The organism is Dongia deserti (assembly GCF_003574735.1).
GTDB classification, from domain to species: Bacteria; Pseudomonadota; Alphaproteobacteria; order Dongiales; family Dongiaceae; genus Dongia_A; species Dongia_A deserti.
The window spans coordinates 40,525-52,833 of the sequence record NZ_QORW01000002.1; the positions used below are offsets into that span (position 1 = coordinate 40,525).

The following is a 12,309-nucleotide window of genomic DNA, read 5'->3' on the forward strand; positions in this document are numbered from 1 at the left end:
ACTGACCCTGGGAGGAACGCGGTGGGGGCAGCGGACATGCCGGTGGTGGAACAACAGAGATCGAGCGCCGAAACCGGTCATCCGGTGAAGCTCTCCTGCCGCCATGTCTGGAAATTGTTCGGTCCCGAAGCCGAGACCTTTCTGGCCGGCCACAGCATGTCGCCGGACGCCGAGGCATTGGCCGCTGCGGGGCTGGTCGGGGCGGTGCGCGATGTCAGCATCGACGTCGCGGAGGGCGAGATCTTCATCGTCATGGGCCTCTCGGGCTCGGGCAAATCCACGCTGCTGCGCTGCCTCTCGCGCTTGATCGAGCCGACGGCCGGTGAGGTGCTGTTCGAGGGGCGCGACCTGCTGAAGGCCGGCGAGCGCGAGATGATCGAGATCCGGCGGCACAAGATGGGCATGGTGTTCCAGAACTTCGCGCTGCTGCCGCACCTCAGCGTGCTCGACAACGTCGCCTTCCCGCTCGCGATCCAGGGCGTCCCCAAATCCAAACGCATCGCCCGCGCGCGTGAGGTGATCGAGCTGGTCGGCCTCAAAGGCCGCGAGCTCTCCTATCCGCGCGAACTGTCCGGCGGGCAGCAGCAGCGCGTCGGCATCGCGCGCTCGCTCGCCGTAGGGCCAGATCTGTGGTTCCTGGACGAGCCCTTCTCGGCGCTCGATCCGCTGATCCGGCGCGAGATGCAGGACGAGCTGCAGCGCCTGCAGGCCGTGCTCAAGAAGACCATCATCTTCATCACCCACGACTTCGACGAGGCCATCCGCCTGGCCGACCGCATCGCCATCATGAAGGACGGCGCGGTAATCCAGGTCGGAACGCCGGAAGAGCTGGTGCTGCACCCCGCCACCGATTATGTCGCGGAGTTCACCCGCGACGTGCAGCGCAGCAAGGTGATGTCGGTGAAAAGCCTGATGCAGCCGCTCAACAGCGCCCACACCCTCATCGGCCAGGTGCGTGACACCGACAAGATCGGCGCCGTCGCCGGGCGCATCATCGAGACCGGCAAGCCGTTCGCGGTGGTCGATGCCGAAGGGCGCCTGGTGGGCGAGATCGCGCCACGGCCCGTACTTGATATGCTGCTCGGCCGCGGCAACGGAAGTGCTCCATGACCGACATCGCGCTCGGCAGCGCGCCGCGGCGCACCATCGGGCCGACGATGATCTGGGCCGTGCTGCTGCTCGGCACGCTGGCGGTCGGCATGCAGCACCAGCTGGTACCGTGGGCTGCCGACTTTCCCAAGGCATGGGTTCTGCCCCTGGCGCGCGAGATCACCGCCCTCTCGAAAGCCATCATCGACTCCGTCATGCCGGTGACGCGCGCGATCTCCGCCGTGCTGCAGGCGCCGCTCGACGTCGCAGTCGGGCTCTTCGCAAAGGGGTTCACCTTCGGCACCGGCGCGACCGCGACCGCCATCCCGCGCCTGTCGTGGATCGGTGTGCTGGCCGCGGTCACGCTGATGGGGCACGCGTTCGGCGGCAGGCGAACCGCCCTGGTCGCGTTCTTCTGCTTCTTCTATCTGGCACTGTTCGGGCAATGGGACCGGGCCATGCTTACGCTGGCGCTGGTTGTGGTGTGTGTTCCGGTCGGCGTGCTGCTGGGGCTCGTCATCGGTGTGGCCGCCTACCGCCATCCGCGGTTCGATATCTATTTCGTGCGGCCTCTGCTGGATCTGATGCAGACGGTCCCGGCCTTCGCCTACATCATCCCGACGCTGTTCCTGTTCGGCTTCACGCCGGTCACGCCGCTGATCGCCACGGTCGCCTTTGCGATGCCGCCGATGGTGCGCGCGACGACCCTGGCCCTGCATCGCGTGCCGACGGATATCCAGGAACTGGGCCGGATGACGGGTTGCACGCGGCGACAGATGCTGTGGCGCATCCTGCTGCCCAGCGCCCAGCCGACACTGATGATCGGCGTCAACCAGGTCATCATGCTGACCCTCAACATGGTGATCATCGCTTCCATGGTTGGGGCGGATGGCCTTGGCTACGATGTGCTGTTCGCGCTGCGGGGCCAGAAGATCGGCGCCGGGCTGGAAGCGGGCCTTGCCATCACCGCCCTCGCCATCGCGCTGGACCGGCTGAGCCACGCCGCGGCCGAATCGAAGGTCGATCACTATCGCCCGGGCACGCCGTTCCATCGCCGGCACCCCTATTTCCTGGCCGGCATCGCGGTGCTCATCGTGACGACCCTGCTCGGCCGCGTCGTTCCGCTGTTCGCTGCAGTTCCCGATGCGATGACCGTGACCACGGCGCCGATGTGGGACGCGCTGGTCAAATGGATCAACATCAACTTCTTCGACTATTTCGACGCCATCCGCACGATACTGCTCCTGCACGTGCTGAACCCGCTCAAGCAGACCCTGCTTGCCCTGCCGTGGGCGGGGGCTGTGCTGATCGTGGCTTTTGCCGGCTGGCGGCTGCGGGACCGCAACCTCGCGCTCTTGTGCGGCGCCTTGATCGCCTTCATCGCCGCGGTCGGCATGTGGGAAAAGGCGATGACGACGGTCTATCTCTGCGCGATCTCGGCCGCGATCTCGGCCGCCATCGGCATTCCGCTGGGCGTGGTCGCGACCCGCAGCGACTGGTTCGACCGGGTGCAACGCGTCGTCGTCGACACCCTGCAGACCCTGCCATCGTTCGTCTATCTCATTCCAGTGGTGATGCTGTTCCGCGTGGGTGACGTCACCGCGCTAATCGCTATCGTCGCCTTCGCGGTCACGCCGGCGATCCGCTACACGATTCACGGCATCCGGCAGGTGCCGCCGCATCTGATCGAGGCGGCAGTCGCGACCGGCTGCACGCGGCGGCAGATCCTGTGGCGTGTGCAACTGCCGCTGGCGCTACCGGAAATCATGCTCGGCATCAACCAGACCATCCTGTTCGCGCTCGCCATGCTGGTGATCACCGCCTTGGTCGGCACGCGCGATCTGGGGCAGGAGGTCTATATCGCCTTGACCAAGGTCGACATGGGGCGCGGCATCATCGCGGGGCTGTGCGTGGCGTTCCTGGGGATCGTGGCCGACCGCCTGCTGCGCGCCGGCGCCGATCGCTTCCGCCGGCGGCTCGGCATCGCGCCGGGTGCGGATATCAGCTAGAGGGCATTCAGCTAGAGGGCACCTACATGGCATCGGAAGAAGGCTGGACATCGCTCCGCCTCAATCCTCGTCAGGAGGATCTGGTAGAGCGCTTGCGCCGGGATCGCGTGATGAGCGTCAGCGCGCTCGCCGACGCGCTGCAGGTCTCGACCGAGACCATCCGGCGCGATGTCCGTACCCTCGCCGCCAAAGGCATCCTGGTCAAGCAGCATGGCAACGTGCTGTGGCCGGAGAGCCGCGATGACGAGCCGCTGCAGCGGCGCATGGCGGCCAACATGGGCGCCAAGAAGCGCATCGCCCAGGCGATCGCGCGCGAGATCAAGGACGGCGAATCCCTGCTGATCGACAGCGGCAGCACCACGCTCTACGTCGCCGAGGCGCTGCGCGGCCACCGCAACCTCACCATGGTCACGATCTCCGCCCCCGTCGCGCAGATGCTGGCGTCGGGCGAAGGCAACCGGGTCTATCTCGCGGGTGGCGAAGTGCGCGCCGACGATTGTGCTGCCTACGGTCCCGCTTGTCTCTCTTATCTCGCGCAATTCAGCGTGGAGACAGCGATCATCTCCGCCGCCGCCATCAGCCGCGAGTTCGGCGTGATGGACCACCATATGTGCGAGGTGGAGGTGTGCCGCATGCTCGTCGACCGCGCCGAGCGCGTGATCCTAGCCGCCGACGAGAGCAAGTTCACCGCCAAGGGCCTGATCGCCGCCTGCCCCCTGGCGGACATCGACCTCATCGTCGCCGATGGCCCGCCACCCGCAGAGCTGGCGGAAGCCCTGGAGGCGGCGGATGTCGAGTTGATGGTGGCTTAGACGGTGTAGTTGAAGGTGAAGTTCTCCAGATTGCTGCTCGTCAGGTTGACGTTCAGCAAGGATGCGAGGAGGACGGCATTGTCTCCGCCGCCATCGGCATCGAACATGACGTTCGTCGTCGTACCGTTGTAACTGAAGCTCAGATAGCCGTCGCCAAACACGTCGTTGCCGGCATAGGCGACGCTGTCGAGCAGGTCCGAGATGTCGAGCACGTCACCTCCGGCGCCTTTAGTGAAATCGGTGATCGTGTCGCCGGCTTCGCTTAGCGCGTCGAAGTCGAAGGTGTCGCGCCCGGCCCCGCCGGTCAGCCTGTCGATTCCGGCGCCGCCATGCAGGGTATCATTGCCGGTAGCGCCGATGAGGGTGTCGTTGCCGCCGCCGCCCACCAGCGTGTCATTGCCGGCACCGCCGTCCAGGATGTTGGCGCCACCGTTTCCGGTGACCGCGTTGTTGAGCGCATTACCGGTGCCGTTGATGTTCCCCCCGCCGCTCAAGGTCAGATGCTCGATGTTGGTGCGCGTCGCCAGGCTGAAGGTGACGGAACTGATGACCGTATCCACGCCGCCGCCAGCGCTGTTCAGCACGGTCTCGTTCACCACGTCCCCGACTGAGTTGACGATGTAGGTGTCATTCCCCTTCCCACCAGTCATCGTGTCGTTGCCGGCCCCGCCATCGAGGACGTTGTTACCGTCGTTTCCAATCAAGGTGTTGTTGAGATTGTTGCCGGTACCGTTGATGTTGGCCGTCCCGGTCAGAGTCAGTTTCTCGACATTGGCACCCAGCGTGTAGCCGATGGAGCTGAGCACCAAGTCGATTCCGCCGGCTGCTCCGCCCGTCGTCTCTTCGACCATGTCGTCGATGTTGTCGACGACGTAGGTGTCAGCGCCATTGCCTCCGATCATGGTATCGGCGCCCGCGCCACCGTCCAGCTTGTTGGCGCCACTGTTGCCGGTCAAAACGTTATCGGACGCATTGCCCGTCGCATTAATAGCGCCGGTTCCGAGCAGGATCGCATGTTCGATCGCGCCGCCGCCCAGCACCGCCAGATTGACGGTTACAGTGGAATGGACGACGTCGTTGCTGTCGTTGTTACCCTCTTCATCAATGGTGTCGCCCGGAGCATTGACGATGTAGGTGTCGTTGCCCGCGCCACCCCTCATCTGGTCATTGCCGACACCCCCATCGAGCCGATCGTTGCCATTGCCACCGATCAGCAGGTCATTCCCGCCGTTGCCGAGCAGCGTGTCGTTGCCGTCGGCGCCATTCAGAGTATCGTTATAAGCGCCGCCGCTTACCTTGTTGTCCAACTCGTTGGCCGTGAAGCTCCAGACTTTGGTGCCGATATAGGTGTAGTTCTCGACACCCGTGAAGCCGGCGGCGATCGAAGCCCGCGTTCTGACCTCATCGGCGCTGTCCGTGTTGCCCTCCTCGTCGACGAGATCGCCGAGGTGGTCGATCAGATAGATGTCATTGCCAGCGCCGCCCCTGAGCATGTCCACGCCGCCGCCGCCATCCAGCACGTTGTTGCCGGCGTTGCCGAGGATCAGATTGGCCAGCGCGTTGCCGGTGCCGTTGATGTTGGCGGAACCGGTAAGAGTCAGGTTCTCGATATTGGTCCGAGTTGCCAGGGTGAAGGTGATGGAGCTTTCGACCGTGTCGGTTCCACCGCCGGCGTTGTTCAGCACGGTCTCCTGCACCACGTCGCCGATCGAGTTGACGACGTATGTGTCATTCCCTCTACCGCCGATCATCGTGTCGTTGCCGGCCCCGCCGTCCAGCCGGTTGTTGCCGTCATTGCCGGTGATGAGGTTGTTCAGGTTGTTGCCCAAGCCGTTGATGTTGGCGCTGCCGATCAAGGTTAGCTTCTCGAGATTCGCGCCCAGCGTGTAATCGATGGAACTCAGGACCAGATCGATGCCGCCGGCCGTGCCGCCCAGCTCTTCGAAAACAACATCGCCGATGTTGTCCACCACATAGGTATCCGCGCCCCGCCCGCCGATCATGGTATCGGCGCCCGCGCCGCCATCCAGCTTGTTAGCCCCGTTGTTTCCCGTGAGAGCGTTGTTCGAAGCGTTGCCGGTCACATTGATGGCACCGGTGCCAAGCAGGATCGCATGCTCGATCGCGCCGCCCCCCAGCACCGCCAAGTTCACCGTGATGGTGGAGCGGACGATATCGTCGCTGTCGCCGCTGCCCTCCTCATCGATCACATCGCCCGCGGCGTTGACGATGTAAGCGTCGTTTCCGGCGCCGCCACTCATCTTGTCGTTGCCGATCCCGCCATCAAGCAAGTCGTTACCGTCATTGCCGATCAGCAGATCATTGCCGCCATTGCCGAGCAGCGTATCGTTGCCATCGCCGCCGCTCACCGTGTCGTTGGCGCTGCTGCCGGCAACGTTGTTGTCCAGTTCGTTGGCTGTGAAGTTCCAAGCCTTGGCACCGGCGTATGTATAGTTCTCGACCCCCGCGAAGGCAGCGAGGATCAAGGCACTCGACCTCACGCTGTCATTGCCGTCGGTGTTACCCTCCTCATCGACAATGTCGTTGGAATTGTCGAGGATGTAGGTGTCATTGCCGGCACCGCCCTTGAGCACGTCGGCCCCGAGCCCGCCGTTCAGCATGTTGTCGCTCGAGTTACCGATGATCGTGTTGGCGAGGGCATTCCCGGTGCCGTTGATCTTGCCCGTGCCAGCCAGTGTCAGATTCTCCACATTCGCGCCCAGGGTGTAGCTGATGGTGGAGATGACCGTATCGATGCCTTCGCCTGCGGCCTCGATCACCCTGTCCAGGGTATTGTCGACATAATGAACGTCGTTGCCTTTTCCGCCGGACGTCGAGTCCGCACCGGTGCCGCCATTCAGTGTGTCGTCGCCGGCTCCGCCGAAGAGCATGTCATTGCCGGCGCCGCCTTCCAGCAGGTTGGCGACGCTGTTGCCCGTGATTTTATCATGCCCCTTGCCGCCAATTGCGTCCTCGATCGTGACGTTGAAGGCGATCGCTACATTGCCGACCGCCGTCTGGCCGTTTCGCTTGACGCCAATAGAGCTGAAAGTGCCGGCGTTCAGGTCGATAACCTGGTTGCGGGTCTGGTTGGAGAGGTCGATGGTGTCATGCCCACCGGCATCCCAGATGCACTCCAGGTATTCTTTGTTCGTCTGGAAGGTGTAGACGGTATCGTCGGCGCGGGTCGTCATATTGGCGCCGTAGAGGTACTGGATCGCCAAGATGTCGTACAACATCGGGCCGTACGCTTCGATCGTGGCGCCGCTGTACAGGCTGTATGCCATGATCGTGTAGCGCTGGTTGTTCTGCGCCGCCGGCAATACCGGTTTCTGGGGATCAAAGGGGTCGTAGAATGGGTGGTTGAGCCCTAGAGCATGACCGATCTCGTGCACCAGCGTTGAGAATCCATACTGGCCAGGATTGAGCTGGAAGTTTGGCGGGTAGTAGGTATCGACCCAGACATCACCCGCGAGAGGTGCGGCCGGCCAAGGGTAGTAGGCCCATGCAGCGGAACCTTGGTCTCCGACAAAACCGCTATTCGCGAAGCGCAGATCACCAACTTCAGAGGCTGACTCAAGGGCCACCTCGGAGAAGGTAATGTTGGCGACTTCCGCCCAGGTCGCAAGCGCTGCGCGCGTTGCCGCCTTCTGTGCCTCCGTCATCGGGCTGAATTGTGACAATTCCCACTGCTGGTTCCCGTACCCGACATTGGGATCGGTCGAGAACAGCGCCGGATTCGTCGGAAAACTGTAGGTCAGCGTAACGCTCGATCCAACTCCGCCGCCCCACTTATAGAACCCCAACAACGAATCCAGAGAACGATTACCAGTAAACGGAATATTGGAGACGGCGCTACTTGTATTCGGCGTCGGCATCCTTGGCCCTCAGTAGAAGTTGCAACAAATATGGCAAGATCCACTGACGGTCCGGCCACTTCGCGGAATAAGTGCCCCGCGATTGTCGGCAACCTACCACTTAAATGCAGTTAACGGCAACTATGCCTTGCGGCAATTCTGCCAATGACAACTCAAAGATCGGGTCGTGTCTTGGCGCTGCCATACCACCCGCCGGCCGCCGTCTCGTAGGCCATGCCGGCCTGGAACACGTCGGCGTCGCAATAGGTGCGGCCGACGATCTGGATGCCGGTCGGCACGCCGTTCGCGGCGCGGCCCGACGGCACCGACAGGACCGGGCAGCGGCTCATGGTGTTGAACGGCGTCGTCATGCACCAGGCAATGACCGGCCAGACCTCCACTTTCTTGCCGTTGATCTTCACGTCATGCAGCGTCGGGTCGAAATCCGCCCGCACGGCGGGCAAGGCGGTGGTCGGGCAGACCAGCACATTGTATTTCTCGAGGATCGGACCCAGTGTTGCATACATCTTCGTCGCGACTTCCATCGCGCGCAGGAAATCGGCGGCCTTGGATTTCGCACCCTGCCTGGCGAAGTCGACAGCATAGGGCGTCATCAGCTTGCGATGCTTCTTCGCATAGCCCGCCATCAGTCCACCGAACAGATGATTGAGGTGATCGACGCCCGCCTTCAGCGCGTCGATGGTCCAGCCGAGGTCGACCTCTTCCACCGTCGCGCCGAGCGAACGGAAGACATCGAGCGCCGCCTTCGTATTCGCGACGACATCCTTGTCCACGTTGTAGAAGCCGAGATCCATGGAGTAGGCGATCCGCCAGCCCTTGATCGGCTTGTACTGCATCGGCAGGCGCAGCTTGGGCCGGAGGCTCGCGATGTCCATCGGGCTCGGCCCGCACATCACGTTCTGCAGCAGGATCGTATCGGCGACCGTCCGTGCCAGCGGCCCGGTATGGCAGTAGGGATCGAGATTGAACGGTGGATCATCGGGGTTGCGGCCGTATGGCGGCTTGTAGCCGACGACGCCCGCGCACGACGCGGGAATGCGGATCGAGCCGCCGATATCGGAGCCGGTCGCGATCGCCGACGTGCCCGAGGCGAGGCTCGCCGCCGAGCCGCCGGACGAGCCGCCCGGGGTGAATTTCGGGTTCCAGGGATTGCGCGTCATGCCCCAGAGCCGCGTTTGGGTGACCGACGAGCAGGAGAATTCCGGGGTCGCGGTGCGCGCATGCACGATGCCGCCGGCCTTCAAAATGCGCTCGTTGTTGGGCGAGGTGACGTCAGGCACGAAGTCCTTGTAGATGAGCGAGCCGTAGGAGGTCGGCTTGCCCTTGATCCAGCTCTCGTCCTTGATGGCCACCGGCAGGCCTTCGAGCGCGCCGAGACGCGCGCCGTTCTTGGCATACTTGGCCTCCGCCTTGCGCGCGGCTTCCAGCGCCTCGTCGAAGTGGGTGAAGGTGAAGGCGTTCACCTTCTTGTTCACCTTTTCGGCACGAGCGATCACGGCCCGCATCAGCTCGACCGGCGATAGCTTGCGCGACCGGAACCGCGCCAGCGCTTCGGTCGCGGGCAGATAGCAGAGATCGAGATCGCTCATGACGGAGTGTCTCCAGGGAGATGAGGAAGGCACAAGAAAAGCCCCGGCAGAGGACCCGCCGGGGCTTCGAGATAAGAGCTACTTCTGCAGCTCGGTCCAGATCCTGGTGTAGAGGTCGTTGACCTCTGGCGGGCAGACCTGGGAGAAGCTCCCCGCATTCTCGAACTCCGCCGGGATGTCGATTTCCGGCGCGTTCTTCATGTCTTCGGGCATGAAGGCCTCCGACCCCTTGATGCCGTTCGCGTAGCGGGCGAAGGCGGAGATCATGGCCGCATTCTCCGGATCCATGATGAAGTTCTGGAACAGCTTGGCATTCTCCACGTTCTTGGCGTCCTTCAGCACCGCCACGTTGTCCATCCACAGGGGATAGCCCTCCTTCGGATAGCCGTAGACGATGGTCGGGTTCTTCAGGCGCGCGCGCAGCGTGGAGCCGTTCCAGTTGACGCCGACGATGATGTCGTCCTTCTCGTACTTCTCCTGGTTGCCGTAATCCATCGACATCCAGTGCTGCTTGGCCTCCATCAGGATGTCGCGGGTCTTCTTCAGAATCTCCTTGTCGCCGGTGCAATAGTCGCCGCCGGCATAGTTGATCGCCAGGGACATGACGTCGGACATTTCCGGAACGACGTTGATCTTGCCCTTCAGCTCATCCGGCGGATCCAGGAAGATCGCGGAAGTGTTCGGATCGGCCTTCGAATATTTTGTGTTCAGCAGGATGCCGGTGGAGCCCCACTGCCAAGGCACGGTGTAGTGACGACCCGGGTCGAACGGCACGTCGACCCACTTCGGATCGACGTTCTTGAAGTTCTCCATCTGATCCGGTCGCGTCTCGAGCAGCAGCCCCTCCTCGATCCAGATCGGCAGGACGATGTGGGTCGGAACCACGATGTCGAAGCCGTGGCCGCCAGCGCGAACCTTCGCCAACGCCGTGTCGTTCGAATCGTAGTCGGTGACGGTGACCTTGACGTTGTACTTCTCTTCGAATTTCTTGATCAGATCGGGGCTCGTGTAGTCGCCCCAATTGAAGATCTGTAACTCTCCCGCCGCGAGGGCGGCGCTTGCCGACGCGGCCAGGCCAAGGCCGGCTGCGGCGCTCAACAGTCTCAACTTCATGACCTCTCTCCCTTGTTAAACCCTCAAATCACTTCTTCCGATTGAGGAAGAAGAAGAATGTGACCAGCAGAACCGACAATCCGAAGAAGATCGCGGACACCGCGTTGACTTCCGGCGACATGGAGCGGCGGAGTTGCCCCAGCATGAAGGTGGGCAATGTCTCCATTCCGGCCGATTTGATGTGTTCGGTGATGACTACGTCATCCAGCGAGATCACGAAGGCGAGCATGTAGCCCGCCATGATGCCGGGCCACAGCAGCGGCAGCGTGACGCGGCGGAAGGCCTGGAACGGCGAGGCATAGAGATCGGCCGCCGCCACCTCCAGGGTCGCGTCCATGGATTCCAGCCTGGCCCGGATCGGCAGATAGGCGAACGGGATGCAGAAGGCGGCGTGCGCGGCCACCAGATAAGCGCCGCCGGTATAGCCGGTCGACACCTTGATCCAGGCGAAGAAGATCAGCAGCGCGACGGCCGTCACGATCTCCGGCACCATCAGCGGCATGTTGATCATGGCATAGACGGTGGTCAGCCCGCGGAAAGGCCCAGTACGCGTGGTCGCGATCGCCGCCAGCGTCGCCACCATCGTCGCGATGGTGGCAGCGGATGCGGCGAGCCACAAGGAACGGAACGCCGCATCCTTGATGGCGCGATTGTTCCAAGCGGCCTCGTACCACCGGAACGAGAAGCCGCCCCACACGGCGAGCGACTCGCGCTCATTGAATGAGAACACCACGAGCAGGAAGATCGGCGCATAGAGCATGAAGAACATGGCGATCGCCATGGTGCCGAAGCCCGGCATGCGGTTGATGACGAAGGGCTTGCTCCTGGTCGTCATGATCTTCCTAGTGAGTCCGGGACGAGGCGCGCGAGGCGTTGCGGACATAGATTAGCAGGGCCGCCATCACGATCGCCATCAGAGTGATGGAAAGGGCAGCACCCAACGGCCAGTTTCGCCCTTGCCCGAACTGCAGGGAGATGAGGTTGCTGACCATCATCTTCTTGCCGCCGCCGAGCAGCGCCGGCGTCACGAAGGCGCCGATCGAGGGGATGAAGACGAGAATCGAGCCGGCGATGAGGCCGGGCTTCACCAGCGGGATGATGATCCGCCGCAGCACGGCAAGCCGGCCGGCATAGAGGTCGTAGCCGGCCTCCACCATGCGGAAGTCCAGCTTCTCCATGCTGGCATAGACCGGCAGCACCATCAGCGGCAGGTACACATAGACCATGCCCAAGGCGATGGCAAAGTCGGTGTTCAGCATCTGGATCGGCTGGTCGATGATGCCTGCCCACGTCAGGATGTTGTTGATCACGCCGTCGCGCCGGATGAGCTCCTGGATCGCGAAGGTGCGGATCAAGAGGTTCGTCCAGAACGGGATCGTCACCAGGAACAGCCAGATGTCGCGCTGGCGCTCCGGCCGCGTGGTGATGAAGTACGCGATCGGGAACCCGAAGATCAGGGTGAGGATGGTCGTGATCCCGGCGAGCCGCACGCTGCGCCAGAAGACGATCATGTGCGCGTCAGCAAAGCTCAGCGCATCATCGAAGATGTCACGCTCCAGGAACACGCTGACCCAAGCGTCGGTGGAGAAATCCCAGATCACGCCGCCGTAGCTGCCCTTCGCCAGGAAGGAATAGACCGCCATGATGAAGAGCGGACCGATCGCTGCCACGATCAGGATCACCAGGGACGGTGTCATGAGGTACCAGCGGTTCCGGATGTCCCGGCGCTCGGCGGCCTCTGCGACTTCGCGTGCGGTCAGCCGATGCCGGCCCTCACGGCCTTCAATGGTATCGGCGACTTCGTACGCGGTCGGCATGG

8 protein-coding genes are annotated in these 12,309 nt (G+C 63.1%); 3 read left to right on the forward strand and 5 right to left on the reverse strand.

Features of this window, described 5'->3' with window-relative positions:
• Positions 1 to 21: 21 nt before the first annotated feature.
• Genes DTX69_RS03225 through DTX69_RS03235 form a run of 3 tightly spaced genes read left to right on the forward strand, consistent with a single transcriptional unit; the run spans position 22 to position 3,910 of the window.
• Complete coding sequence (locus DTX69_RS03225; protein ID WP_284735520.1) at positions 22 to 1,110, forward strand: quaternary amine ABC transporter ATP-binding protein; 1,089 nt, start codon at positions 22 to 24, stop codon at positions 1,108 to 1,110.
• Positions 1,107 to 3,098: an ABC transporter permease gene (locus DTX69_RS03230; RefSeq protein WP_119300074.1), complete on the forward strand. Its 1,992-nt coding sequence runs from the start codon at positions 1,107 to 1,109 to the stop codon at positions 3,096 to 3,098. The genes DTX69_RS03225 and DTX69_RS03230 overlap by 4 nt, the downstream gene beginning before the upstream one ends.
• 26 nt (positions 3,099 to 3,124) lie before the next feature.
• Positions 3,125 to 3,910 carry a DeoR/GlpR family DNA-binding transcription regulator gene (locus DTX69_RS03235; RefSeq protein ID WP_119300075.1) on the forward strand — a complete coding sequence of 262 codons (786 nt, stop codon included), beginning with the start codon at positions 3,125 to 3,127 and terminating at the stop codon, positions 3,908 to 3,910.
• Here DTX69_RS03235 and DTX69_RS03240 read toward each other — a convergent pair.
• The 5 genes from DTX69_RS03240 to DTX69_RS03260 form a co-directional block, all read right to left on the reverse strand.
• Positions 3,907 to 7,716 carry a M10 family metallopeptidase C-terminal domain-containing protein gene (locus DTX69_RS03240; protein ID WP_162916594.1) on the reverse strand — a complete coding sequence of 1,270 codons (3,810 nt, stop codon included), beginning with the start codon at positions 7,714 to 7,716 and terminating at the stop codon, positions 3,907 to 3,909. The two genes, DTX69_RS03235 and DTX69_RS03240, sit on opposite strands and share 4 nt — an antisense overlap.
• 224 nt (positions 7,717 to 7,940) lie before the next feature.
• The gene (locus DTX69_RS03245; protein ID WP_119300077.1) at positions 7,941 to 9,377 is read right to left on the reverse strand and encodes an amidase; all 1,437 of its coding nucleotides are present in this window, start codon (positions 9,375 to 9,377) and stop codon (positions 7,941 to 7,943) included.
• Positions 9,378 to 9,455: 78 nt separating this feature from the next.
• Positions 9,456 to 10,490 (reverse strand): extracellular solute-binding protein, encoded by a 1,035-nt coding sequence (locus DTX69_RS03250; RefSeq protein ID WP_119300078.1) that lies wholly within the window; start codon positions 10,488 to 10,490, stop codon positions 9,456 to 9,458.
• 28 nt (positions 10,491 to 10,518) lie between these two features.
• On the reverse strand, positions 10,519 to 11,325 hold the full coding sequence (locus DTX69_RS03255; RefSeq protein WP_119300079.1) for an ABC transporter permease: 807 nt from the start codon (positions 11,323 to 11,325) through the stop codon (positions 10,519 to 10,521).
• A 7-nt stretch (positions 11,326 to 11,332) separates the two neighbouring features.
• Positions 11,333 to 12,307, reverse strand: coding sequence for an ABC transporter permease (locus DTX69_RS03260; protein ID WP_119300080.1), 975 nt, complete (start codon positions 12,305 to 12,307; stop codon positions 11,333 to 11,335).
• Positions 12,308 to 12,309 lie beyond the last annotated feature (2 nt).